Origin of the sequence: Mycobacterium sp. (genome assembly GCF_035506235.1) — a bacterium.
GTDB lineage: Bacteria > Actinomycetota > Actinomycetes > Mycobacteriales > Mycobacteriaceae > Mycobacterium.
This window is the reverse complement of the sequence record NZ_DATJPU010000169.1, coordinates 1-25535: the sequence shown is the minus strand read 5'-3', so window position 1 is coordinate 25535 and position 25535 is coordinate 1. Positions and strand designations below refer to the sequence as shown.

The window sequence follows — 25535 nt, the reverse complement described above, 5'->3', positions numbered from 1 at the left end:
ACCTTTCCGAATTGGTTGCGCGGCAGCGCGTCGACGATCACCAGGCGCTCGGGATGTTTATAGCGGCTCAGCCCTTGCGAACGGCAGTGCCGCACCAGGGATTCCAACGAGACAACGTCATCCGGTGCGGGCACCACCACGGCGCACACGCGCTCGCCGGTGCGCCGGTCGGGCACTCCGATGACCGCGACGTCAGCGACCGCGGGATGGGTGGCCAGCGCGTTCTCCACCTCGAGGGCCGAGACATTCTCGGCGTTGCGGATGATCGCATCCTTGATCCGGCCCGTGACGCGGACGTTGCCGTTCGCGTCGATCACCCCGAGATCGCCGGTGCGCAGCCAGCCGTCCGCGTCGAACGCGTCGGCGTCGAGCGTGGGGTCGGCGTAGCCCAGGAAGCACTGGGGCCCCTTGAGCCGAAGCTCGCCCTCCTGCCCGGCGGGCAGTTCCATTTCCCCGTTGTCGACCACCCGGACGCTGACGCCGGGCCCCGGCGCGCCGACGGTGTGGTCGAGGACCTCCGGCGCGGCGGCCAGCGACGGCGAGGTGGCCACCGGGAATTCGGTGAGCCCCCACGCGTTGGCGATGCCGGGCACTCCGAAGGTTTCGCGCACCTGATGCCCCAGTTCGGCGGTGATGGGTGCGCCGCCCGCCAGGCCGCCCCGCACGAACGGGAACAGGGGCTCGTCCCCGTGGTCCCGCTGGGCCTCGAGGAACGCCAGGAAGAAAGGTGTCGCCATGCCCAGGAAGGTCGGGTTGTGCGCCGCGATGGACAGCGGCGTGGTGGCCGGGTCGAACACCTCGAACAGCGCCAACCGCATGCCGGTCAACAGGGCGGCGGCCAGCATCACGGCGCCGCCGATATGGGCGATGGGAAAGGCGACGGGATCCACGTCGCCACTCGTGATTCCGATCTTGTCCACCAAGCCCGCCGCGGGCGCCATCACCGACGCGTCGCTGTGCCGGATCCCTTTGGGTGACGCGGTCGTCCCCGACGAGTAGTAGATCCACCGAGTGCCGCCCGTGGGCCCCGGCGGCGGCGCGAGACCATCGGTGCCCGCGCGGGGCAGCCGAATCTCGCCGGCGGCCGGCGGCGTGGCCAGATCGACGGTGATGACCTCGAACCCTCGCTCCGCAGACAGTGCCCGCGCCAGCTCACCGTAGTCGAATCCGTGCCAAAACCCAGGCACCACAAGGAATTCCGACGACAGCTGCGCGGTGATGAAGCCTACCTCATGCTCACGCAATATCGGGATGATCGGGTTCTGCACCGCGCCAAGGCGCGCCAGCGCCGCCATCACGACCGTGGCTTCGAACGTGGTCGGCAGCTGCCACGACACGACCGTTCCCGCGCCGATCCCCCGCTCGGCGAACGCCGCAGCCGTCGCGCACGCTGCGTCGCGGAGCTGACGTGCGGTGAGGGTGCGTCCATGGTCGTCGGCGAGCAGCAACCGGTCCGGCCCTCGCTGCGCCGCCTCGGCGATCAGCCCCCAGTAGGTGGCGTCGCTCGCGGCCGTCATTTGGCAGGCAGCTTGGAGATCGGGCGGAATCCCGAGTGCGCGATCGCGACGGACACGGCACTGCCGATGGGGCCCTTTCGGTCGACCAGCACGGCCGAGCCGCTGGCCACGCCGTCGTGGCTGTGATGGGTGAGCGAGGCCAGACCGATGTATGGCCCGTCCGGCAGCCGGGTCAGCGTGAGGGTGTAGTCGACGTTGATGAACTGCAAACCGCTTGTGCCCCAATTGGCGAGCGACGCCGTGATGTCGGCGCCCATCGCCGCGCGGGTGAAGGCGCCGAGCGGTTCGCCGTCGATGAGCGGGCGCGTCTCTTGCAGCCAGGTGTATTTGGGGCCGCGGCGATCCGCCCAGTCCGGGTCGGGGTTCTGAATTTCGGTGCCCCAGCCGTAGGTTCGCATGAACAGCGACGGTTGCGCGCCGTCGTCGACGGGCAGTCGGCATCTGGACCAGCGGTGACCACACGTCGCCCTCGGGCTGCGGGCCGCGCCGCAGAAACAGCGCGCTCCCCCGTGCGACGGGGGCGCCGCACTGGGTGAGAACGGCCTCGACGAGCCGCAATCGCCGGCGGTCGTGGTGCACGTGCGTTTGCACCTCGATCGGTTCCAGCGCGGTGGGCGCGGGAAGGTCGACGGTCAGGCGCGCGGGTTGTAGTCCCGGGTCGTCGACGGCGCGTTCGACCGCCCAGCCCAGGAGACCCCCCACCACGTGGCCGCTGATCGACGGACCCCATCCGCCTCGCGCGATTTCGTTTGGCACGAAACGGTTTTCGTCGCGCAGAAAGTATGGCATCGGCGCGGCCGGATCGACGTCATCCGGCACGGTTTTCGTCTCGGTCAATGCACGGCTCTTCCGGGGTTAAGGACGGCAACGGTAGATATTACAGTTCCCGTTCCAGTCCCGATGCCCGGCAACGGTGACCGGGGCGGTCAGGCGATCGCGGCGCCCACCACATGACCGATCGCGTACGTGATCGCCAGGGCGAGCCCGCCGCCGATGACGTTGCGGAGCACCGCCCGGCCCGGCGGCGCACCGCCCAATCCCGCCGACACCGCCCCGGTGAGCACCAGGGCCAGAAGTACGGCCACGACGGTCGCCGGGATCCGCCACGCCGCCGGGGATGCCAAGATCACGATCAACGGCAACAAAGCACCCACCGTGAACGACAGCGCCGAGGACAGCGCAGCCTGCCAGGGATTGGTCAGCTCACCGGGGTCGATACCGAGCTCGACCTCGGCATGGGCGAGGAAGGGATTGTGGTCGGTGAGCTCCTCGGCCACGGTGCGCGCGGTCGCCGCCGACAAACCCTTGCCTTCGTACAGCGTGGCGAGCTCGTCCAATTCCGCGGCCGGGTCGTCGCGCAACTCCTGAAGTTCCTTGGTCAGCAGCGCCTGTTCGGTGTCGCGCTGGGTGCTGACGGAGACGTATTCGCCCAGCGCCATCGACACAGCTCCGGCCGCCAGGCCGGCGATTCCGGCGGTCAGGATCGGGCCGCGTTCCGTCGTCGCCGCCGCGACGCCCACGACAATGCCCGCGATCGAGACGATGCCGTCGTTGGCGCCCAGCACTCCGGCGCGCAGCCAATTCAGCTTCGACGAGACCGATCCCACATGGGGTTCGGCCGGATGGGAGGTAGCCGACACGACCGCCACGATATACACCAAAACCGGTTCCTACCAGCAAATATAGGCTAGCCAAAGCGAGCGCAGGCTTGCCTTACCGGGCGTCTTCGGCGCCACGAAGCCGCCCAAAAGTTGCGCATGGGCTCGTCACAGCGGATCCATAGACGCGCTATCTAGCGTGTGGGTTGTTGGGGGGTTCTAGGAACTCACTTATAGACAGGTGAAGGACTATGAAATTAAAGCAATTCATCGCGGGGGGAACCATCGCCGGCGCGCTTGGCGCCGCCGCGTTGGGCGCGGGCGCCGGTTCGGCGTTCGCCGCTCCGGGACCGCCGCCGCCGGCCCCCGGTAACCACGGCGCCCCGGCGCCGGGCGATCACCGTCCGGCCGGACCGAATGATCCGGGTGGGCCCGACAATCCTGGCGGACCTCCCGGTGGCCCGGGCGGACCGGATCACCAAGGCGGTCCCGGTGGCCCCGGTGGACCGGGCGGACCCCCGCCAGACCATCCCGGCGGCCCCGGCGGGCCCGATCATCCCGGCGGGCCCGGCGGGCCCGATCATCCCGGCGGTCCCGGCGGGCCGGGCGGTCCCGGTGGCCCGGGCGGGCCATGGCGTGGCGATCCCCAGCGCGGCTACTTCCACGGCGCCCCGTGGGGAGACGGGCCGGGCCCTTGGGGATACGGCCCACCGCCACGGCCGGCGTGGGATAGGCCGCTTCCGCCGCCCGGCGGGCCGTGGGGGTATGGCCCCATCAACTACTACGGCTACGACGAGACGCCCGTCTGGGATCCCGGATTCAACCAGTGGGGCTTCTGGTTCTTCGGGGTCTGGATCCCGCTGTAAAGACCAAACCATGCGATGCCCGCCCCACCGGTCGGCGGGGCGGGCATCCGCGGGATCCGTCGCTGTCAGGCCACGTTGGGCTTGATCTCCTCGATCACCCAGTCGGCGTAGTCGAGATATTCGTCGATCCCGCGCACGGCGGGGACGGGCACCGCGCTGAAGGTCACCCCAAGTTCGGCGAGCCGATTCAGGCGATCGATGATCTCCTGGGCGCTCATCCCGGGACGTGCGCGTGGATCCTTCACGACGCGATGCCCCTCACCGACACGGTTGGTGCCCAGCCCATGCATGACCTCGAAAGGCCGCCCGTCATAGCCGGGCTGGCTCTTGAGGAACTCGACACGTTCGGCGATCTTTTCCGGCGGGGTCAAAAACGGCCACCAGCCGGAGGCGAATCGCGCCGCGCGCTTGAGGGCGGCATCGGCGTCGCCTCCGACCCAAACCGGAGGGTGGGGTTCCTGAACGGGTTTGGGCTCGAACGCCATGTCATGGAAGGAGACGTATTTGCCCTCGAAATGGGGTGATTCGCTGGTCCACAGTTCGATGATCGCCTCGAGGTACTCGTCGGCGATGCGGCCGCGTTCTCCGAACGGCACACCGAGGAAGTCGAATTCGCGTTCCAGCCAACCGACACCGAAGGTGACCATCATGCGCCCGCTGCTCATCCAGTCGGCGGTCGCCAGCGCCTTGGCGAGCACGATCGGATGCTGCAGCGGCAGCACCGTGACGCACGAATTCAGCCGGATCGTCTCGGTGGCTCCCGCGATGTAGGCCTGTGCGACCGTCGACTGGAGGTAATGCGGACCGGACAATTCGACGTGGTCGGTGGGGATGACGAAATGCTCGGGGATCGCGATCATGTCGTAGCCCATTGCCTCGGCGCGCTTGACCATTCGGGTTTGGTCTGCGCCGGTGACGGCGGCTTCCCACGGTTGGGTGATTGCCTTGAGACGCAGCATGTGCGGTAGTGGGAAGGCGAACTTCACTTGGGCTCCCGGCGTGCAGTGGTCGTCACCGTGAGAATAGGCAGCGTTCTCACGATGGGGCGCTTCGGCACCAGCCAGCGGTCCCGATCGCCTGCTAACCGGCATTTCGGGACAAGCCGCCAGCGACAAAAGCCATTGTTCAGTGGCGTCGCCACGCACCATATCGATGGGCTTTTACGGATCCGATGGCCTTGGGTGCAGAATGGCCTCGACGCAGTGCAAGAAGGTAGGTGCGCCCTTGATTGAGGCTGTCGACTTTCGTCTGCTGTTCGAGGCGGCTCCCGGCCTTCTCCTGGTGCTCGATCCAGGCTTGCACATCGTGGCCGTCACCGATGCGTACGTGCAAGCGACACTGACCGAGCGGGCGCATATTCTGGGGCGCCGCATCTTCGACGTCTTCCCCGATAACCCACACGATCCCGACGCCGAGGGGGTGCGAAACCTGCGGGCGTCGCTGGATCGCGTCGTGCGCGATCGAGTCGTCGACTCGATGCCGGTGCAGCGCTACGACGTCCAGCGATCGGACGGCGATTTCGAGGAACGATTCTGGAGCCCCACCAACACACCGGTCCTGGACTCCGCCGGCAACGTGCGCTACATCATCCACCGCGTGGAAGACGTCACCGAGTTCATGCGTCTCCAGGCAGCCGACGTCGCCCAGCGGCAAGAGACGGCCGCACTGCGCGCCAAGACCCGGCAGATGGAGCAGGAGGTCTTCACCCGCGCCCACGAAGTGGCCGGGGCAAGCCGACAACTCAAGGAAGCCAACGCCGAGTTGGCCGATCTCTACACCCGGGCCAAGGAACTCGACGATCTGAAGAGCCAGTTTTTCGCCAACGTCAGCCACGAACTTCGCACGCCGCTGATGCTGATCTTGGAGCCCGCCCGCAAGCTGCTCGCCGCGACCGCGCCGCCCGACCCCGGACATGCCGATCTCGAACTGATCGCGCGCAACGCACAGTTGTTGCTCCGCCACGTCAACAACCTGCTCGACGCCGCCCGGCTGGAAGCCGGTGCCGTACAACCGAATTACACCCAGGTCGATGTCGCCGAGCATGTTCGCCTCGGCGCATCCCTTTTCGAATCACTTGCCGTCGACCGCGACATCGAATTCAGCGTCCACTCGGACGAACCCGTCACCGCCGCAGTCGACCCCGAACACCTGCAACAGATCCTGGTGAATTTGTTGTCCAACGCATTCAAATTCACCCAGCCGGGTGGCGCGGTGTGCTGCTCGGTCTCGCCCGGCGCCGACGATCGAGTCATCATCGAGATCGCCGACAGTGGGCCCGGGATACCGCTCGAACAGCGAGCGGCCGTCTTCGACCGATTCCGGCAGGTCGAGGGCGGTCCCACCCGCGCCGTCGGCGGGACCGGCTTGGGACTGAGCATCGTCCGAGACCTGGCGGGATTGCACCGCGGTCGTGTGACCATCACCGACGCCCCGGAAGGCGGAGCGCTGGTGATCGTGGACCTCCCACGCGCCGCACCCGCGGGCCTGCCGGTGCACGAAGCCGATACCCGTGGCGCTGACCCCGCCAGCGCCAGTGCCGCCGGGGCGATCGCCGAACTGACCCGCGCCTCGAACGCACCGGCTGAGCCGGACGTCGCGGATTCCAAACCTGTCATCGTCGTGATCGAAGACAATGCCGATCTCAATGCCTTTGTGTGCCAAGCATTATCGCACCGATATCGGGTCAAGCCGGCATTCGACGGCCGGTCCGGCTTGGAGCTGGTGCGCTCGCACCGACCGGATCTGGTCGTGTGCGACGTCATGATGCCGCAGCTCAGCGGGGACCAGCTGCTGACGGAGGTGCGAACCGATCCGGTGCTCGCCAATACACCGGTGCTGATACTCACCGCTCGCGCCGACGATCGATACCGGCTGGCATTGCTGGAGGCCGGCGCCAACGATTACCTGCCGAAGCCATTCCAGCTTGGCGAACTGCAAGTGCGCGTGGACAACCTGGTGAATCTGCGGCGCGCCGAAGCCCGCTTACGGACCGTGCGAGTCGCGAACGAACGCGAACGTATCGCGCTCGAATTGCACCGCACCGTCATCCAGCGGCTGTTCGCGATCAGCCTGAAACTCAGCGGCGCCTTGCCGTTGGCCCGAGTCCCGGCCGTCACAAATCGCATCGGCGAGGCGGTCACCGAACTCGACGCCGTCATGAACGAGGTTCGCAACGCCATCAACCAACTCGACATACCGGCCGGCGACAACACCAGCTTTCGTCTGCGCATGTCCGAATTGATCGGCGAGGCATCCGAAACCCTGGACGCAGGATTCCAGGTCTCCTTCGCCGGCCCACTCGACAGCATCGACAACGCCATCACCGGCGCCGTCTACGACGCTGTGCGCCCGCTGATTACGGCAATTCTTCGGCACGCGACCGCCGACGAGGTCGAGCTACAGGCCAGGTACGACAACGACCTCGTCGTCACGGTGATCGAGAAGTCCAGCGCCGGCGCCGGTCCGGCCGGGCCCACCGACCGGGCGGACCTGCTCCCCCGGCAGCTCATCGAGCGCGGAACACGACTGGACATCACGACACCGGCCGCCGGTGAGACGGCGTGGACCTGGACAATCCCCATACCAGTCAGACGGCACGCCGACAAGTGAGCCCGACCCAGGACCTGGTTCTGGGACTTATGGCCCCGGCTTCGGGGCCCTTGGCCACGCCCACGCGGTGCTGTGTGGCCCTCGTTTGCGGTGTTTCGGTAACGAAACATTGAGGTCACGGTTTGGGCTGTCGACTACACAGGAGTGACCTCGCATGACCGCTGTTCGTGCTTACGCAATCGCGATCGCCACACTGGCCGGCGCGTGCGCCGTGCTAGCGCTCGCCGTGGGCTCACCGCTTCAGTTCGGTATCGCACTGGCGCTGTGCGGCGCAGGATGGATCGCCGCGGACTTCATCGAATGGGCGCACGCCCCACGGGTCTGCGCGATCCCGGTGTCACCGCTCGGTCGCGGCTACAGCGCCGACCACGTGGTGTTCGCCGGGGGCGCCGGGCACAGCTTGCCCGCCGCGTCCCGAGCGGAGATCCGACTGGCCGCCTGAAGGTGCCAACGGCATATATGTGCAGCCAAAATATAGCAGAGCTGCTATATTTTGGTATGGCCTCCTACGGCGGCGATTTGATCCACGAGGCCCGGCGGCGCGCACGCCTCACCCAGGCCCAGTTGGCAAGCCGAGCCGGTACGACGCAATCGGCGATCGCGCGCTGGGAGTCCGGCCGCACCGCCGTCAGCCTCGACGACGTCCGTCGATTGGTGCGCTTGTGCGGCTTCGAACTCGAGCTGATGCTCGTGCCGCGCGACGACAGCGACATGGCCCAGGCGACTCGGCTTACGGATCTAAGCGGCCAGGAGCGCATGGATCGGCATGCCCGGGTGGCGCGGCAGCTCACTGCACTGCGGCAGGCCGGACGGGACTGAGATGGAACTCGACCTACCCCGCATCCTCGAGATTCTGCACCGGCACAAGGTCGCTTACGTTCTCATCGGCGGCCTCGCCGCGGTCTACCACGGGTCGCCTTTTCCGACGGAGGACGCCGACATCACCCCCGAATTGGGCCGGCGAAACCTCGACAGGCTCGCTGCCGCGCTGCGTGAACTCAACGCGCGGATCCGCACGGACTCCGAGCCGAGCGGCCTGCCGTTCGCCAGTGACGGTGCAGCGTTGGCCGCCGCTGAAACGTGGAACCTCGCAACGGACGCCGGCGATCTCGACGTGAGCTTTACGCCTTCTGGCACAAGCGGATATCGTGACTTGCGCCGCGATGCGGCCGACGTCCAGCTCTACGGCGTGACCGTACGCATCGCTTCGCTCAGGGACGTCATCCGCTCAAAGCAGGCAGCCAACCGACCGAAGGATCAGCGGACGTTACCGACCCTTCGGGAGATTCTTGCACGACGGCGGGACTAACTCTTGGTGCCGACGGTGACCAGGTCGGAAACGATCCGGGTCCAGATCGGTCGCGGAATGCGGTGCTGATCGGTGACGGTGAACCCGGCGCCCTCGAACAAACTGCGCATCTCGGCGGGCGACGCGTTGTGCTGCGGTTTCCACCGATTGGTCGCGGGCGCCTGCAGCAACGCTTGCCGGGTGCTCAAAGCCGAGACCGCCACCAGCCCGCCGGGCGCCAGCACGCGGTGGAATTCCCGCAAGGCCGCCGGCTGGTCGAAGAAATGAAACGCCGAGGTCGTCACGACGGCGTCGAGCGCCCCGTCGTCGAAGGGCAGCTGCTCGGCCGGGCCGCGCAACCACTGCACCCGGTCGGACCTGGCGCGGGCCTGGGCGAGCATGCCGTCGGACATGTCGACGCCATAGATCTCGTCGGGATGCAGTTCGCGCTCGATTCGATCGCTGAGAATGCCGGTGCCGCAGGCGATGTCAGCGATCTTGCGGGCGTTGTGGGCGCGCAGCTGGGCGATCACCTCGTCGTGCGGCGGGCGGTACACCCACTGCTGCAGGAACGGGAGGTCGTAGGCCGGGGCGAGGAAGCTCCACATCCGGGTGACCGCGTCGTTGAGCCCGCGGCGTTGCGCTGCCGTCATCCGCCCAGTATGGAGGTGTAGTAAATCGTGTCGGCCACCGACACCGAGTCGTTGGTCTGGGGGATCTCCGCAAGGCCGCTGTCGGCCAGCAGCTGACTCATCGGGGTGCCGGCCGTGCGCCATCCCAGACCCTGCAGATAGACCTCCACGTCGTTGCGCTCGCCCTCGAAGCCCAGATCGGCGAACTCCAGGTCGAGGCCGTGCTCACGCCACTTGACGGCGGCCCTGCGCATCGTCTCGCGCGCGCGCTCGCGGTCCCGATCCGGCAGGTCGGGGACGGCCTCGCAGGCCAGCCGGCTGCCGTCGGCGCTGAGCGCGGTGATGTTGTCCAGCAGCCGGTCCTGGGCTTCCGGCGGCAGGTAGCCGAACAGGCCCTCGGCGATCCAGGCGGTGGGCCGGTGTGGGTCGAAACACGCTTCCCGCAGGGCCTTCGGCCAATCACGGCGCAAATCGATTGCGACGGTGCGCAAGTCGGCCCCCGGGGCCGCACCCAGCCCGGCCAGGGTCGTGGCCTTGAACTCGATGACCTGAGGCTGGTCGATTTCGAACAAGGTCAGATCCGCCGGCCACGCCAACCGGTAGGCACGCGCGTCGAGACCCGACGCCAGGATCACGGCCTGCCGGATCCCGGCGTCGATCGCGCCCTGGAAGAACGAGTCGAAGAAGCGGGTGCGCGCGGCCATCGCGTCGGGCATGTGCTCGAGCTTCCAGCCCGACTCATGGTCGTCGACGTCGGCGGCGCTGAGGTCGCCGCTGACCCACCGCGTGAAGAACTCCACGCCGACGGCGCGCACCAGCGGTTCGGCGAAAGGATCCTCGATCAGTGGGTTGTCGGCCTTGGTGGCGATCGCCCGGGCCGCCGCGACCATCGTGGCCGTCACGCCCACGCTGGTGGACAGATCCCAGGTGTCGTCGTCTGTGCGTGGCATGCGCCTACTCTTCGGTGTCGGAATTCAAGCTTTACTTAGTCAGTTTAACGACTGCTGGAAACTGCGGCTTCCCGGGCATCGGTGTGCGCTGACGGCTTTGCGTATGAAGCCAGGGCGGAATTTCGGCGATTTTCCCGCCCAGGACTCACCCGGAAAGCCCGGGGCGCACACTCGCCCATGAATTAGTGGTGGCCGGGTCCGCCCGGTCCGCCGGGACCACCCGGCCCACCGGGACCACCCGGGCCGCCGGGGCCTCCCGGTCCGCCGGGTCCGTTTGCGGTCGGAAGCCAGAACACGCATTGATTCAAGTCGGTGCTCCACACCCAGCCGGGGGCGCAAGGGGGCGGATCGTCCCCTCGGCTGACGGCCGGCTCCGCGATGACGATCGCCGGCAATCCCGCCAGCGCGAGCGCGAAAGCCCCTACCGCGCAACGTGTTCGACGACGCCCCGATGCACGCGGTCTCATCTCGCTCGGACTCGCTGCGATTGCCTCGGTCATGTCGGTCCTCCTCCTGCCCTATGCCTCGATGCCCGCTCAGTACTGATTTAATCGCTGCGCGAGCGCATCGACCGGCGTTTTAATGAATTTGCGGTGGTGAAGGTTCGGCGGTAGGCCTGCCTGGTCCTATCCGTGAGCGTCCAGGAACTATTTGCGGGTCATGACGAACAGGACTTTGGCCATCGGCTGAGGCGATGTGGTCGTGCAGCCGTCGGCAATCGGTGCACGTTGCACGCGCGCCCAACAGCGGTCAGCGCTGGGCTCGGCGAATCGAGGCGGTGGGGTTGGCGATTCGCGAATCTGGGTATGACCGGGGCATCCCATCGATTGGGTGTCGGCTTTGAGAAATGAAGTGAGCACCGATGGTCGGCTGGCTGGACAGGTTGCAGCGGCGAAACCGCCCCGTCGGCGTGGTGATCGCCGTCATCTACAAATACCTCGATGATCAAGGCGGCTACCTGTCCGCCTTGATCACCTATTACGGGTTCGTGTCGCTGTTCCCGCTCCTGCTCCTGCTGACCACGGGCCTCGGGGTGATCCTGGCCGGACGACCCGACCTGCAAGACCAGGTGCTGCACAGCACATTGAGCCAATTCCCCGTCATTGGAAGCCAATTGCATCAGCCCCATTCGCTCAGCGGCGGGACCGTGGCCGTGGTGGTCGGCATCGCGGGGGCGCTCTACGGCGGTCTGGGCGTCGGTCAGGCGGTGCAGAACGCGATGGACTCGGTGTGGGCCGTGCCACGGGACAAGCGCCCCAATCCAATCCGATCACGCCTGCGCAGCTTGCTGCTGCTGTTGGTGCTCGGCTCGGCCGCCATCACGGCCACCGTCCTGTCCGCGGTCGGCCAGGCCACCGGTGCGCTGGGTGTCGTCGGGAAGATCGGAGTCACCCTTGCCGCCGTCGCGATCAACGGACTGATCTGTCTAGTGGCGTTTCGGGTGACCACCGCCCGACCGCTCGCCTACCGGCAGGTTTGGCCCGGAGCGCTTGCGGCGGCGGTGATTTGGCAGATCTCGCAGCGATTCGGCGCCGGTTATGTCGGGCACACGGTGAAGACGGCCAGCGCCACCAATGGCGTTTTCGCGCTGGTGCTGGGGCTGCTGGCCTTCCTTTTCCTGGTGTCGTCAACGCTGGTGCTGTGTGCCGAGATCAACGTCGTCCTCGTCGAGCGGCTTTACCCGCGCGCCCTGCTCACCCCCTTCATTGAGGATGCGGAGCTCACAGAGGCCGACCGCAAGACCTACACCAAGAAGGCCAAAGCCGAGCGCGTCAAGGGCTTTCAGCGCGTCAGCGTCAGGTTCCGTGACTTCACGCGCAAGGCCACCGGTCCGCGGACGCCGACGATCCGAAGCAGGCCCGCCGGCTAATCGGCGCCACGTCCCGTTTGCTGTTGCAGCGCATCGATCAGCTCGGACGCTTGCGCTTTCGTCATATCCCCGGGAACGTCGCGCCCGGCTTCCTGCGCCAGCGTATGTAGGTAGCTGCGCTGCGGCCCGGTCATCGGCTCGTCACCGGTCACCCAGTCGGACCGGTCTTTCTCGGGGGTTTCCCGCGGTGCCTGTTGCATGTTGTCAGCCATGCATCTGGGAATAACCATCGCACATCCGTTCGAAACATGCATGAGTCAGGCGTCGATCACCACGCGACCGCGTTTCGCGCGCGAGACGCAGACGAGCATCTCCTCATCGCCCTCGACGGTGCGGCCAAGGCGATCCACCTCACCGGCCAGCACCTTGACCTTGCACGTCCCGCAGAATCCTTGCTGGCAGGAATACGCGGTCGCCGGGTCGCGGTCGAGCATGACGGCCAGCGCCGACCGGTTCGCCGGCACGCTGAGCACCTTCTGCGAGCGCGCGAGCTCCAGCTCGAACGGGATGCCGTCGACGACCGGCGGCGGGCTGAACCGCTCGTAATGCAGTGGCGCGTCGACGTGTTCGTCGCGTGCCCTGCGGACCGCCTCGAGCATGGCCGTCGGCGCGCACACGTAGACGGCCGTCTTCGGGCCCGCGCCGGCCTGCAGCTCGTCGGTGGTGGGGAATCGGCCGCGCTCGTGGTCGGCCCACACGGTGACCCGCTCGGCGTCCACCGCCAGCACCTCGTCCAGCAGCGGCATGTAGTCGCGGCTTCGGCCCGCATAGATTGCGCGCCAATTGATTCCGTGCTGTTGAGCCACCCGGATCATGGGCAGGATGGGCGTCACCCCGATGCCGCCGATGACGAACAACACGTCCTGCTCGTCCGTCACCAGATAGAAGGCGTTGCGGGGCCCTTCGAACGCGAGGGTGTCGCCGACGGCGAAGGTGTCGTGCATCTCGATCGAGCCACCGCCGCCGTCGGCGATCCGGCGCACGGCGATGCGGTAGTCGGTGCGCCGCCCGGGCGGACCGCACAGCGAATACTGCCGGCGGCGACCCGAGGGCAGCCGAACGTCGATGTGCGCACCCGGTGTCCAGGACGGTAGCAATCCGCCGTCGGGATCGGACAGCGTCAAGGCCACCACGTCGGGCGTGAGTAGCTCACGTTTGGTGACCACCGCGGTGTTGGCGCGCCGCACCGGCAACACCCGCGAGGGCGTCCACCGCGAGGCCGACGCGAAGGCGCCGAACACCGTGCCCACGCCCCACAACGCCGTGTAAAGCCGGTCGCGCCTGCGACGACCGTAGAGGTCGGCGGGTCTGGAGCTCCAGATAGCGTGTGTCACAACGAATTCCTAGGCCTGTCGAGTGCGGTGATCGAGTCGACCCACTGGCTGGTGAGCCGGGCGACGACGTCGGGATGGGAGGCCACCACCCAGTGGCCGCCCTCGATCGGGACGATCCTGCTGTCGGGCGGTATGGAACCGGTGAACCGCTGCAGCGCGGGCGACACGAAGTAGTCCTTGCGGGCCACCAGCACCTGCACCGGGACTCGTGTCTCCGGCAGCTGCGCCGGCGGCGCCAGGATCGGCCCGGGCATGTTGGCGCGGTACAGGTTGAGACCGTTGAGATAATCGTCGATCGACCGGGTCGGGGCGGCGCGCAGCGGACCGGCGCCGCGTGGCCGGCCGATGCGTTCAACGGCCCCAAAGACTTTCACGGTCGCCCGGGACCAGATCGCCAACTCCGGCACGACCGGGCACAGAAAAAACCAGATATACGCGGAGGCCAGAATCTGTTTGACGACGTCGGCCGCGGCGCGGGGCGTGCGCGGTGACCGCAGAAACCTGCCCGCATAGTTCAGGTGCGGCCCCGAGATCGAGGTGAACGAAGCGATTCTGCCCATCACCGACTCGTCGGTGACCGCCGCCCAGGCCTGGATCGAGCCCCAGTCGTGGGCCAAGAGGTGGACCGCGCCCACCCCCAGGCTGTCGATCACCGCGCCGATATCGTCGACCAGCTGGGTAAACCGATACCCCGATCGGCTTGGCGGCCTGGAGGATTCACCGACGCCACGCACGTCGTAGGCGGCGAAGTTGTATCGCTCGCCCAGCTCCCCGGCGATGCCGTCCCACACGTGGTGGTTGTCCGGGTAGCCGTGGATGGCCAGGACCGTCGGGCGCCGCGGGTCGACATCGGTGTGGGCGTGCACCGCCAGCGACACGCCGTCCGACGCGGTCACGGTGGTGAGCTGAGTCATCCGGCGACCTCAGTAAGACGCCCGCGCGGCGGGTGATCTGGCCAGGTAATCGACCGCGCGTCCCACCCCGCCCAGCTTCGACGGATGAAAACTCGGCTGGTAGTACGCGCCGATGACGCCCAGAAATTCGAACGGCCCGGGCACCAGGCCCCGGCGTGCCGCGCGGAAGTAGTCCCGCCAGCGCGGTTTGCTCCCCGGCGGCAGGTTCGGGTCCACCGAATACATGAATCGCACCCCGCGGATGAACAACCACAGCAACGACGGGGTCACCAGCAGCTGGGTGCGCACCTGCCGCCAGTACCCCGCCCGCAGATGCTTCATGGTGTCGAACGCGACCGCCTTGTGTTCGACTTCCTCCGCGCCATGCCAGCGCAGCAGGTCCAGCATCACCGGGTCGGTGCCCATGGCGTCGTGTTGCGGGGTATCGAGGATCCACTCACCCAGGATCGCGGTGTAATGCTCCAGCGCAGCAACCATCGACACCCGCTCCAGCAACCAACTCTCCCGTCGGCGCCGGCCCCACCCGGGCCGGTCGCCGATGAGCTTGCCGAACAGCCACGCCATCTGGTCGGTGAACGGCGTCACGTCGATGCCCTTGGCCGCGAAGTGCCCGAGCACGCCCGAATGCGCTTGGGAATGCATGGCCTCCTGGCTGATGAAGCCTTGCACGTCCAGGCGCAGCTGATCGTCCTTGATCAGCGGCAACGTGTTCTTGAACGCGTCGACGATGAACTCCTCGCCCGCCGGCAGCAGCAAGTGCAGGACGTTGCAGAAGTGGGTGGTGAAGGGCTCGTTGGGCACGTAGTAGAACGGCAGCTTCGCCCAGTCGAAGTCGACGTCACGCGCCTGCAGGACGATCCGCTCGTGGTCGAGCGAAGCGTCATGCGGACCCGCCGCCTGGTCATCGACCGTGAACACCGTGGACCCCCCGCCGTCTGGGTTGTTAGGCACTGCGTTGCGCCTCCGCCTCAGCCTCGGTGATCAACCGCTCGCGCCGCAAGAACCGGACCAGATTATCGACAGTGTCGGTCAAGGCCTGCTCCCGCAGGTGGACCTTGGCCAGCGCGCGCGCGTGCCGGTACTGGGTGTTGTCGTAGCGCTTGTCCCGCATCGCGGCGATCTTGTCCGCTGAGCGGACGAGGAAGTCGACCAGCGGGTAGAGCTGATCGCGCGGCGTGCACCGGCGGTTCAGCTGCTCGACGAACGAGGGGATGTTGTGGTAATCGAAGCGGTAGCCGTGGCGTTCGGACAACACCCGGGTGATGTCGGTCAGGTTGTAGTAGTCATCCGCCGTCATGTTGAACACGGTGCCCGCCTCGGGCTGCAGACCCATCAGCGCGACGACGTGATCGGCGATCAGGTCCGCCGGCAGCAGGCTGATCTGGTTGAGCGCGTTGACGGCCAGTCCGTGCTCGATCATGAATGCCGTGAGGCGAACCAGGATGTCGTCCTGGCTGCCGAAGCCCGCCCTGGTGGGCGAGATCAGCGACGGCCGATAGATGCGCACATCGAGACCCTTGCGCTGCGCCGCCAGCACCAACTGCTCGGCGACCCACTTGGTCTGCGAATAGCCGAAGTCCAGGCCGCTCATCCTTGTGTTCGCGTCCCACTCCCCGACCACCGGCTCGGTGCTCCAGCCGTAGATGAAGGTGCTGGAGACCAGGTGGAAGGTCTTGCGGTGGTCGGTCATGGCCAGGCGCAAGAGCTCTCGCGTGCCCTCCACGTTGGCGGGGCGCAAGGCGTCATACGTCCGGACGTAGTTGACCAGGGCGCCGTTGTGAACGACGGCGTCGACGCTCTCGGCCAGTCGCCCGAACTCCGCCTCGCCGACTCCCAGGTGGGGCTCAGCCAGGTCGCCGCAGACCACGCGCACCCGCGCACGCACCTCGGCCTCCAGGGCCGGCGACCAGAGCTGTGCGCGGCGCAGCGACGCGACGATTCGGTCCAGCCCGTGCGCCGGGTCCGTGGCGCGGACCAGCGCGTGGATGGTCTGGGAGGTCTGCCCGATCAGGCTGTTAAGCAGGAACGGCCCCAGGAACCCGGTCGCGCCGGTCAGCAGGAGGTCGCTTGCCGGACCCGATCGCGCCGGCGGTAGCTCCGGCAGGGGCAGCCGCGCGTCGGCGCGCATCTGCTCAGTCTCCTGCGCCTCGTACTCGGCGGAGATCTGATCCAGCGCCTGCCGCAGGGCGTCCAGCGGCTGCCCGGACCGATCGCCGAACTGCCGCATGAGCCGGAAGAATTCGGCGACAGTCAGGCGCTGCAGCAGGCGCGTGTTGACCTCCTCGGCCAGCTCCCCGGCGCCATGCTCTTCCAGCGTGGCCTGCAGGTCGGCGCGCAGCTCCGCCAGGGCCAGCGAGTCGATGCCGAGATCGGCGAAGGAGCAGTCCTCGTGCCCGGTGAGGTCGTAGCTCTCGATGAGGTGGCGGAAACGGCCGAGGGGGCCCGTGCCGGCGGCCGGCCCTGTGTGGGTTTTGTGGACCCAGGTCGCCAGCACGGGCAGCTTGCCGTCCAGCCACAGCTGGCGGGTCTCCGAGCGCCTGATCTTCCCCGAGGTGGTCTTGGGGATGCTGCGGGGCGGCACGAACACGATGGTGTGCGGATCGATGTGTCCGTGCCGGCGGATCGCACGCGCCAGGGCCTTGGCGTCCGGGAGGTCGCGCCCGTCGCGCACCTCGGCGACGACGACCAGTGCCTCCTCGTCCTCGCGCTCGACCGAGAAGGCGGCGACGCAGCCGTGCCGGACCTGCGCGGCCGACCGCTCCACGATGGCCTCGATGTCCGACGGGTAGCAGTTGACGCCGCGGACGATGATCAGGTCCTTGGTTCGGCCGCAGACGAACAGTTCCCCCTCGTACAGGAAGCCGAGGTCGCCCGTTCGCAGATAGGTGTGCTCGTCATCGCCCTTGATGTGGGCCCCGAACGTCTCCGCGCTGACGTCCGGGCGGTGCCAGTAGCCGCCGCCCTTGGACGGACCGGCCAGCCACACCTCGCCGACGCGGCCCTCGCCCAGCGCCCGCAGGGATTCGGGGTCGACGATGCGGACGATGGTCCCGGCGGCGGGCTTGCCGCTGCTCACCAGCGGGGTCTGGTTGTTGTTCTCGGGCACGGCCTTTTCGACCCGCACGACATTCTGCTGCAGGGCCCGCTTGTTGACGGCCAGGGTCTGGCGCCCGTGCAGGGACACGATCAGGGTGTTCTCGGCCAGGCCGTAAGCGCCGGTCAGCGCGTCGGGCCGCAGTCCGCAGGGGGCGAACCGCTCCCGGAAGCGGGCGAAGGTCTTCGCCCGCAGGGGCTCTGCGCCGATGAGCATGGACTCGAGGCTGCTCAGATCAATGCCCTCGAGCTCCGATGCTGGGAGCTTGTCCTCGCGCAGGCAGTACTCCAGCGCGAAGTTCGGCGCGGGCGTGCGGGTGGCGCGCACCTCGCTGATGAGCCGCAGCCAGGACGAGGGTCGCTTGAGGAAGTCCTCCGGTGACATGCCGTGGGTGGCCCCGCCAAGCACCAAGATGAACAGGTAGGCGGAGATCAGGCCCATGTCGTGGTGCTGCGGCAGCCAGCTGACCGCCACCTCGCTGTCCGTCAACGCCGAGGCGTTGGCGATCACGTTGTCGTGTGTCACGACCACGCCCTTGGGATCGCTGGTGGAACCGGACGTGTACTGCAGGAAGAGCACCCGGCCGGGGGTGTCGGCCACGGGCGCGCCGCCAAAGCCTTGCGTCCCGTCCGTCGCCACCCAGGGCAGCTCGGGAAGCCGCTCGACGTCCGGCCAGGGCAGCCCGCCCTGTCGGTTGCCGAGCAGCTGGCGGAAGGTGCCTTCGAGTTGTTTGGTCGACAGCACGGCCTTGGCCTGCGAGTCCCGCGCGATGAAGCTGAGCTTGGCCAGCCCGGCTTCGAACGACATGGGCAGCGGGGGGCTGACCGGCACGGCGACCACCCCGAGGCGCGCGCACGCGTAGAACGCGGCCACCATCTCCAGACCAGGCGGGTAGACCAGCAGCGCCCGATCTCCCGGCCCGAGCCCGGCCTCCGCGGACAGGTAGGCCGCCAGCTCGCGCGTCCGCTCGGCGAAACTCGCGTAGGTGTAACGCTCGAGCTCCCGGGCCTCGCCGTCGACGAACCGGAAGAGGGTCTGGTCCGGTTGCCGCGCTTGCCACATCCGCAAGTAGTCGATCAGCGTCTGCATCGAGGAGTCCCTTCCAGGTTCGGTGGCCGGTTGTGAGTCGAATCAGAGAAACAAGTGCCTACATCGGAATTAATTCCACGGTAAGGGCGAATCAAACTCAAGCAAAGCCATTTTGGGTCTGCACATCAATTTCACAGGCTCGGTGCAGTGAGAACGTGATTCAGCTCATACCACGCCATTTTCCGCGGACGGCACAACAGTATTTAGGAAATACTGCGATCAGTATCTCAGCACCGACTAACGCGGCGTATCGCCAGCTTAAACCGATGCGCCGGAGATACTGAGATACGGATTTGCGGCTTTACTTATCCAATGATTGCGCCGCCCGGCGTGAATTCTGCACCCCCCCACTCGAATTGCTATTCCGGAGACCAAAGTGCGACGCGTAAACACTTCGCTCGGTGGCGTCCGGCATTGCGCATCCAAGCCCGGCTTATGGCAGAAACTGTTTTGCGCTAGAGAGACAGGCTGCACCGGTGAGCGGGGCTCATAGTCTACGCATATACTGAGATGACTTACTGATCACCGGACCTACTGCTGCCCAGAGAAGGTCGCCCAGGATGAGCGCTCCAGACCCCACCTACCGCCCAGGCGCCGCGCTGACTCCCGCGGTCGCCGCGGCCCCGACCGAACCCTTCGCCGTCGGACGAACACGCAACCCGAAAACCCGCCGCACGGTCGACCTCGCACCGGCCCAGCACCGGGCCCTCGACATCTGGCAGCGGGAAGCCGCCGACCGCCTCGGCGTCGCCCGCGTCACCGGCCAAGAGGTCCTCGCCACGCTGGTCGACCAGCTGCTGAACGACCCCAAGCTCTCGGCCCAGATCACGCGCATCATCCGGGCGCGGCGCTGATCGGCGCGGATTACCGCCCGGCCACCTGGGCGACGCGGATGCGCGGCCCGGCGCGGGCCACCAGCCGGGTGATGCCGAGAAAACGCTCGCCGTCGATGATCGGCGACAGCGGCTCGCCATCGGCCTCGATGATCATCTCCCGGCCATTGACGTCGCGTATCCGTTCGCCGCGCATCGTTCCGTTGGTGAGCGCCGCGGGAAGTTGCGCGACGATCTTCGAGGGCCTTACCTCCCCGGCTTGGAAATGCAGCGCACCGGGTTTGGCGGCCTTCGGGAAGAGCCGGAACGGGCCGCCGATGCGGAGGTCGATGGCGCCGGCGTGCAGCAGGCGGTGTGTCCGCGTCGGCACCTCCTCGCCGTCGATCACGACCCGGGCGCGCGTCGGCGTGAACAGGACGGACGCGTAATTCGGCGTCTTCACCCGGCTGGGCGCGACCTTGGAGGTCAGGTAGTCGCCGAACGAGCGGGCGATCACCCGGGCAACGGCCAAGCGGTCATGGTTGGGCGAGTCGTAATACCTGTCGTAGAAGCGGTTTCCGACACCGCCGGCGGCCAGCCCGAAGCACAGGCGGTGAAAGGCCGCGCCGTCCTCGGTCTCGCCGTCGAGCTCGAGGGTGTCCAGGCGCATCTCGGGCGGGGGCCGGTCCGCCTCCGCGGCGGCGGCCAAGGCGCGAATGATCGCATCGGCGCGACCGCGGATGCGCGCCTTGCGCGCGACGGCGTTGACGCTACCCCCGTTGCTGGGCACGAACGTCGGCCAGCGGTCCGGATCGGCGATGCACTGCTCGATTTCGTTGACCAACCAGTGCAGCGCGCCGTCGCCGCCGTCGCCGACGAGGTGGGTGGTCCGGGGATTGAGCTCTTTCACGGTCCTGCGGAGGTCCTCGACCGAGGCGGTTTCGTGCACCTCGCCCCACGGTCCCACGATCCGGCGCAAGTCGCCGGCACGATCCGGTGCGGCGCGATTCTTGCGCGCCAGCGGATTGACGATGACGCCTAGATACATGCGGAGTTCCCCCGCGGGCTGACGAATTGCCATCGCCGTCGCGGCAAGCGGCGACGGCTCCAGGGACTCGGCGAGCGACCGGCGCGCCCGGATCGGATTCCGCTGGTCATCTTCCGCACGATACCCGCGGCGCCGGAGTGGGCGAGCTCGCGTTGCACCGCCGGATACTCGTTTTGGCCGGTTGAGCAGCGGGTTTGCTCCCGTCGGAAACGGTCGCCTTTTCGACGCTAGGGTGGCTGCCATGCCTGGTTGGACCGCCGCAAACCTGCCCTCGTTCGCCGGCCGCACCGCGATCGTCACCGGCGCCAACGGCGGACTGGGCGAGGTGACCGCCCGCGAGCTGGCCCGCGTCGGCGCTCACGTCGTCCTCGCGGTGCGCAACACCGAAAAGGGTCAAACCGCGGCCGCGCGCATGACCGGCGACATCGAGGTGCGCCAACTCGACCTGCAGGACCTGACGTCGGTGCGCCGCTTCGCCGACGACACCGAGGAGGTCGACGTCCTCGTCAACAACGCCGGCATCATGGCCACCAAACACGCGGTCACCGCCGACGGCTTCGAGGGTCAGATCGGCACCAACCACCTCGGTCACTTCGCGCTGACCAACCTGTTGCTGCCCAAGCTGACCGACCGCGTCGTGACGGTGTCCTCGCTGCTGCACCACATCGGCTTCGTCAGCCTCAAGGACCTGAACTGGCAGTCCCGCCGCTATTCGGCCTGGCTGGCCTACGGCCAATCGAAGCTGGCCAACCTCTTGTTCACCAGCGAGCTGCAGCGGCGCTTGCATGCCGCCGGTTCTTCACTGCGCGCGCTGGCCGCCCATCCCGGCTGGTCGCACACGAACCTGCAGGGCAATTCCGGCCGCAAAATGGGCGACGCGGCGGTATTGGCCGCCGACCGGCTCATGTCCACCGATGCGGATTTCGGCGCCCGGCAGACGTTGTACGCGGTATCGGCGGACCTGCCGGGCGACACGTTCATCGGTCCCCGGTTCGGCCTCTATGGCCGCACCCAACCGACCTGGCGGAATTGGCCGGCCAAGCGCGCAACCACCGCCGCCACGCTGTGGGAGCTGTCCGAACAGCTGACCGGTACGAAATTTCCGCTGTGACGCCGGCGCCGACGGCTCGACGGGCCAGGTCCGCGAGTCGCGGTTAGATTGGATGAATAGCCGGTCGCTGAGGCACGACAGCTAACAGCGCGACCCCGCCGCCGCAAAGAGACGCGAGTGGCTGTGAGCGAGGAGGTCAGCCCATGTCGAGGACCGATATGGCGGCGCTTCTCGCCCTGCTGGCCGCGCTGGCGGCCGCGATCGGCAACGTGATCCGGCAGCGGTCCGCGCAGGAGGTCACCGACAAACCAGTCGGCCACCTGACGCTGTTTGGCATGTTGTTGCGCGACAAACGCTGGTGGCTGGGCGGTGTGGGCGACATCTCCAGTTACTGCCTGCTTGCCGCGGCCCTCGACAAGGGCTCGGTGTTGTTGGTGATGTCTTTGCAGGTGACGGCGCTGCTGTTCGCCCTGCCGATCTACGCACGGTTGACGCGCCACCCCGTCACCCGCGGCGAGTGGCTGTGGGCGGTCTTGCTGGCCGTGGCGTTGGCGATCGTGATCGCGGTCGGACAGCCCGCGGGCGGCCAGGAACGCGGCTCGCTGGAGGCGTGGCTTGTGGTGGCCGTCGTAATGGGCCCGCCGCTGGTGTTGTGTTTGCTGGGCGCGCGGGTCTGGTCGAACCGTCCGGCCGCGGCATTGCTGCTGGCGGTGGTGGCGGGTTCGTTGCTGGCGGCGTTCTCGGTGCTGATGAAGGGCGTTGTCGACGTGATCGAACATAGCCCCGGCCAGTTGTGGCACACACCCGAGCTGTACGCCTGGGTCTTCACCGGCGTGGCCGGCATGATCTTTCATCAGTCGGCTTATCGCGCCGGCGCGCTGACCGCCTCTCTGCCGACGATCATCGCCGCGAAGCCGGTTGTGGCGGGGGTGCTCGGAGTCACCGTGCTCGGCGAGACTTTGCGCGCCGGCGGCATCGAGTGGTTTGTGCTGGCGGTGGCGGCGGCGGCGGTGATAGTCGCGACGGTGGGCCTGGCTCGCGGCGAGGCCGCCACCATGGCGGCCGGCGCCGGGCGTGACGTGAAGATCGCCGACCAGCCGAAGGCGGCGTCGCAAGCCTGAGCGGCGATGCGGTGGCCAACGTCTATGGCAACGGAGCTGCCCATCGCAACCGGGTGCCGCCGTGGGGGCCGTCCGCGACGGTGAGGGTGCCTCCGACCGCTTCGGCGCGTTGACGCAAGTCGACCAGTCCGCTCCCGGTTACGTTGCCGCACATGCCTTTTCCGTCGTCCACCACCTCGATGCACAGCATGTCGGCGACATCGATGACGACGGTGAGTTTAGCGGCCTCGGCGTGCCGCACCGCATTGCTGATCGCTTCCCCGACGACGGCTTCGGCGTGCTCGGCCAGTTCGACCCCGAGCACCGACAGCGGTCCCTTGTACTGGACGGTGGTAGCCAAACCCCCCGCTACTTCGCCGATCAACTCGTCGAGGCGCCGGCGCACCCGTGTGACATCGGCAGACCTGGTACGCAGGCCGAAGATCGCCGTGCGAAAGTCTTGGACCACTCCGTGCAGGTCATCCACCGCCGCCACCAGACGCTCCCGCACCTCGGCCGACCGGGCCCGCGGGATGGTGGCCTGTAGCGCGAGACCGACCGCGAAGACCCGCTGGATTGCGTGGTCTTGCAATTCGCTGCCGATGCGGTCGCGTTCCGCGAACACCTCGGCCTCGGCATAGGCGTCGGCCAAGTCGGACTGAATGGCCGCTCGGTCGGTGATGTCACGCATCGCTGCCGACACCAACACGCCCCGATCGGTGCGCAGCGGGCTGAGGCTCACCTCGATCGGGAATTCGGTGCCGTCGCGACGCAGCCCCCGTAGCTCCAGACCCACCCCCATCCGCCGCACCTTCGGGCTCGCGAAGAACTTGGCGCGGTGACGCCCATGGGTTTCTCGCAGCCGGGGCGGGATCAGCATGTCGACCTCCATGCCGATCAAGTCCTCGCGCCGATAGCCGAACATCTCGTCGGTCTGGGCGTTCGCGAGCAGGATGCGCCCATCCGCCGCCGCGATGATCATCGCGTCCGGAGCCGCCTCCAGCAGATCATGGAACATCGTTTCAGTTCGCCGATGCTCGGCGGTCACGTCTCGAATGACCAGTGCGAAGCCCGTGACGGCGCCCGTCTCATCGTGAATCGGGCTCAACACCACCCGGGCCCGGAACAACTCGCCGCACTTGCGCACCCGCCAGCCCTCGAACTCGTATCGTCCCGACTCCCGCGCGGCGGCCAGCTCGCGTTCGGCCAGGCCGCCGGCGCGCTGCTCCTCGATGTGGAACATCGACATCGGCCGGTCGAGGACCTCGGTCGCCGAGTAGCCCAGCAACGCCTCCGCACCCGGACACCAACGGACCACGTTCCCATCCACGTCCAGTTGGATGATCGCGTGGTCGGTGATGGCGTCCACCATCGCGTCGACGTCGCAAAGACGTTCGCGCGGGCTCTTATTCAGTAACGTCGCACTCAGGTAGCGCTCGGCGCTCGGCGTTGTCATCAGGCGCGCCTTCCCTCGTTGCCCCGGGCCCCGCCAGCGCAGATGCTACCGCGCGCCGTGCTTGATCTCACCCGCCACGGATCTCGACGGTGACCGAATCAGGCCAACCTCCGACAAAGTCGTCCGCGGAATTCATGCCTTCGACACATAGGTGTTTCGCTAAAGGCATTTCACTAGCGGTTTTGCTCACCCTAGCGTCGTAGCCGGGCTTAGAAACCCCTATGAGAACAGACGCCTACCGAAGCTTCACCCAACGACATGCCGACAATGTGCTTGCGCACCAAACCCGCTGCCGGGCGTTAGCTTCAAGGTATTAGCTGGCCCATGGACGACACGTCGAATACCAGCGGCGGTTGCGGTGTTGTGTCGGTTATGGCCCGGACAGGAGAACCCGAGATGACTGCACCCTCAGCGAACGCAGCCAAGCCCGTCGGCATCGACGCACGCCGAATCCTGGCCGGCGTGGGCTACGTCATCCTCGCGGCGACGACCATGTGCCTGCTGCTGACCGGGTGCACGGTGTCGGCCACCGGACGCCCGGTGGCGGCGCCCAACCTGGGGCATTGGCAGCCCCCGCGGGTCCTCAACACGCGCCTGGACCACCTGCTGTTGAGCGCCGGCGATGTTGATGCCGTCGGGCAAACGACGAACATGGCGTTGCGCAGACCGATCGTGGAAATGTCGCACAGCGAGGATCAGGTTTCGGATCGCAACTGTCTCGACGCCTATTCGCCGGTCGAGGCCGCCGTCTACGGCGCCGGCACCTGGGTGGCGTTGGAAGGCCAGTTCCTCGATAACGCCCGGTCGCGGGCCGCGCAGCGCAAGCACGCCCTACTGCAGGCCGTGGTCAGGTTCGGTGACGCCGACCTGGCGCAGCGATTCTTCAGCCAGGCCAAACCGCGGTGGTCCGCCTGCGCAAACCGTCCGCTGACCGTCACCCAGCCCGGCGACGACCCGGTCAAGTGGACCCTGGGCCAATTGGTGGCGACCGACAGCACGCTGAGCCTCGTGCAGACCCTCGACGGTGGCCACGGCTTCGCCTGCCAACGCGCCGTGGGAGTGCGCAACAACATCATCATCGACGCGCTGTGGTGTGGATTCGACACCGCCAACCAGGCGGGCGATGTCGTCAGCAAGATCGCGTCCGCGGTTGAAGTCTGACCGGCGGTCGTAGGCCGGCATTCGCAAAAACGGGATCCAACCGGCGACTCTGTCGAGCGCGTTCCAGGCGTCGGGCACTCGCCGAAATCCCACCTACCCGGACGAGACGCGAATACGCTTCATGCGCACGCTCTGGCCGGCCTGGG

The 25535-nt window shown here is 67.4% G+C and carries 22 protein-coding genes and 1 pseudogene; 10 read left to right on the top strand and 13 right to left on the bottom strand.

Features of this window, described 5'->3' with window-relative positions; all coding sequences use genetic code 11:
- From VMD50_RS16260 to VMD50_RS16250, 3 genes and pseudogenes are all read right to left on the bottom strand, one after another.
- The coding region (locus VMD50_RS16260) for an AMP-binding protein (protein ID WP_325428762.1) at positions 1 to 1517 on the bottom strand (1517 nt) is incomplete at its 3' end.
- Positions 1514 to 2306: pseudogene (locus VMD50_RS16255) on the bottom strand (acyl-CoA thioesterase domain-containing protein). The gene VMD50_RS16260 and the pseudogene VMD50_RS16255, both read right to left, overlap by 4 nt.
- A gap of 137 nt (positions 2307 to 2443) precedes the next feature.
- Entirely contained in the window at positions 2444 to 3157 is a 714-nt protein-coding gene (locus VMD50_RS16250) for a VIT1/CCC1 transporter family protein (protein ID WP_325428761.1), read from the bottom strand.
- Positions 3158 to 3366: 209 nt separating this feature from the next.
- Between VMD50_RS16250 and VMD50_RS16245 the strand changes: the two genes are divergently transcribed.
- Positions 3367 to 3981, top strand: coding sequence for a chitin-binding protein (locus VMD50_RS16245; RefSeq protein WP_325428760.1), 615 nt, complete (start codon positions 3367 to 3369; stop codon positions 3979 to 3981).
- Positions 3982 to 4046: 65 nt separating this feature from the next.
- Here VMD50_RS16245 and VMD50_RS16240 read toward each other — a convergent pair whose 3' ends face one another.
- Positions 4047 to 4967, bottom strand: a complete 921-nt coding sequence (locus tag VMD50_RS16240; RefSeq protein WP_325428759.1) for a TIGR03619 family F420-dependent LLM class oxidoreductase — start codon at positions 4965 to 4967, stop codon at positions 4047 to 4049.
- Between the two features lie 238 nt (positions 4968 to 5205).
- On the opposite strand from VMD50_RS16240, the gene VMD50_RS16235 reads away from it, so the two are divergent.
- The 4 genes from VMD50_RS16235 (at position 5206) to VMD50_RS16220 (ending at position 8899) form a co-directional block, all read left to right on the top strand.
- Positions 5206 to 7590 (top strand): ATP-binding protein, encoded by a 2385-nt coding sequence (locus tag VMD50_RS16235; RefSeq protein WP_325428758.1) that lies wholly within the window; start codon positions 5206 to 5208, stop codon positions 7588 to 7590.
- Positions 7591 to 7744: 154 nt separating this feature from the next.
- Complete coding sequence (locus VMD50_RS16230; RefSeq protein ID WP_325428757.1) at positions 7745 to 8032, top strand: hypothetical protein; 288 nt, start codon at positions 7745 to 7747, stop codon at positions 8030 to 8032.
- Positions 8033 to 8088: 56 nt separating this feature from the next.
- Complete coding sequence (locus VMD50_RS16225) at positions 8089 to 8409, top strand: helix-turn-helix transcriptional regulator (protein WP_325428756.1); 321 nt, start codon at positions 8089 to 8091, stop codon at positions 8407 to 8409.
- A 1-nt stretch (position 8410) separates the two neighbouring features.
- Positions 8411 to 8899 (top strand): hypothetical protein, encoded by a 489-nt coding sequence (locus VMD50_RS16220; protein WP_325428755.1) that lies wholly within the window; start codon positions 8411 to 8413, stop codon positions 8897 to 8899.
- On the opposite strand, the gene VMD50_RS16215 is transcribed toward VMD50_RS16220, so the two are convergent.
- Positions 8896 to 9531 (bottom strand): class I SAM-dependent methyltransferase, encoded by a 636-nt coding sequence (locus tag VMD50_RS16215; RefSeq protein ID WP_325428754.1) that lies wholly within the window; start codon positions 9529 to 9531, stop codon positions 8896 to 8898. The two genes, VMD50_RS16220 and VMD50_RS16215, sit on opposite strands and share 4 nt — an antisense overlap.
- Positions 9528 to 10460, bottom strand: coding sequence for a class I SAM-dependent methyltransferase (locus VMD50_RS16210; RefSeq protein ID WP_325428753.1), 933 nt, complete (start codon positions 10458 to 10460; stop codon positions 9528 to 9530). Before VMD50_RS16210 ends, VMD50_RS16215 begins: the two co-directional genes overlap by 4 nt.
- A gap of 862 nt (positions 10461 to 11322) precedes the next feature.
- Between VMD50_RS16210 and VMD50_RS16200 the strand changes: the two genes are divergently transcribed.
- Positions 11323 to 12330: a YihY/virulence factor BrkB family protein gene (locus tag VMD50_RS16200; RefSeq protein ID WP_325428752.1), complete on the top strand. Its 1008-nt coding sequence runs from the start codon at positions 11323 to 11325 to the stop codon at positions 12328 to 12330.
- On the opposite strand, the gene VMD50_RS16195 is transcribed toward VMD50_RS16200, so the two are convergent.
- From VMD50_RS16195 to VMD50_RS16175, 5 genes are read right to left on the bottom strand one after another with little or no spacing between them, the layout of a single operon-like run.
- Positions 12327 to 12542 (bottom strand): DUF3072 domain-containing protein, encoded by a 216-nt coding sequence (locus VMD50_RS16195; protein ID WP_325428751.1) that lies wholly within the window; start codon positions 12540 to 12542, stop codon positions 12327 to 12329. The genes VMD50_RS16200 and VMD50_RS16195 overlap by 4 nt on opposite strands.
- A 45-nt stretch (positions 12543 to 12587) precedes the next feature.
- Positions 12588 to 13664, bottom strand: coding sequence for a PDR/VanB family oxidoreductase (locus VMD50_RS16190; protein WP_325428750.1), 1077 nt, complete (start codon positions 13662 to 13664; stop codon positions 12588 to 12590).
- Entirely contained in the window at positions 13661 to 14578 is a 918-nt protein-coding gene (locus VMD50_RS16185; RefSeq protein WP_325428749.1) for an alpha/beta fold hydrolase, read from the bottom strand. Before VMD50_RS16185 ends, VMD50_RS16190 begins: the two co-directional genes overlap by 4 nt.
- 9 nt (positions 14579 to 14587) lie before the next feature.
- Entirely contained in the window at positions 14588 to 15496 is a 909-nt protein-coding gene (locus VMD50_RS16180) for a metal-dependent hydrolase (protein ID WP_325428763.1), read from the bottom strand.
- 25 nt (positions 15497 to 15521) lie between these two features.
- The gene (locus VMD50_RS16175; RefSeq protein ID WP_325428748.1) at positions 15522 to 18761 is read right to left on the bottom strand and encodes a thioester reductase domain-containing protein; all 3240 of its coding nucleotides are present in this window, start codon (positions 18759 to 18761) and stop codon (positions 15522 to 15524) included.
- Positions 18762 to 19321: 560 nt separating this feature from the next.
- Between VMD50_RS16175 and VMD50_RS16170 the strand changes: the two genes are divergently transcribed.
- Positions 19322 to 19615: a hypothetical protein gene (locus tag VMD50_RS16170; RefSeq protein WP_325428747.1), complete on the top strand. Its 294-nt coding sequence runs from the start codon at positions 19322 to 19324 to the stop codon at positions 19613 to 19615.
- Positions 19616 to 19625: 10 nt separating this feature from the next.
- Here the strand turns inward: VMD50_RS16170 and VMD50_RS16165 are convergent, their stop codons facing one another.
- Positions 19626 to 20621, bottom strand: coding sequence for a diacylglycerol kinase family protein (locus tag VMD50_RS16165; protein WP_325428746.1), 996 nt, complete (start codon positions 20619 to 20621; stop codon positions 19626 to 19628).
- Positions 20622 to 20862: 241 nt separating this feature from the next.
- Here VMD50_RS16165 and VMD50_RS16160 point away from each other — a divergent pair, with 241 nt between their 5' ends.
- Both VMD50_RS16160 and VMD50_RS16155 read left to right on the top strand, forming a co-directional pair.
- A complete protein-coding gene (locus VMD50_RS16160; RefSeq protein ID WP_325428745.1) occupies positions 20863 to 21732 on the top strand; it encodes an oxidoreductase in 870 nt (289 codons plus the stop codon).
- A 143-nt stretch (positions 21733 to 21875) separates the two neighbouring features.
- On the top strand, positions 21876 to 22793 hold the full coding sequence (locus tag VMD50_RS16155) for a DMT family transporter (RefSeq protein WP_325428744.1): 918 nt from the start codon (positions 21876 to 21878) through the stop codon (positions 22791 to 22793).
- 22 nt (positions 22794 to 22815) lie between these two features.
- On the opposite strand, the gene VMD50_RS16150 is transcribed toward VMD50_RS16155, so the two are convergent.
- Positions 22816 to 24228: a PAS domain-containing sensor histidine kinase gene (locus tag VMD50_RS16150; protein ID WP_325428743.1), complete on the bottom strand. Its 1413-nt coding sequence runs from the start codon at positions 24226 to 24228 to the stop codon at positions 22816 to 22818.
- A gap of 396 nt (positions 24229 to 24624) precedes the next feature.
- Here VMD50_RS16150 and VMD50_RS16145 point away from each other — a divergent pair, with 396 nt between their 5' ends.
- Positions 24625 to 25389 (top strand): sensor domain-containing protein, encoded by a 765-nt coding sequence (locus tag VMD50_RS16145; protein WP_325428742.1) that lies wholly within the window; start codon positions 24625 to 24627, stop codon positions 25387 to 25389.
- Positions 25390 to 25535 lie beyond the last annotated feature (146 nt).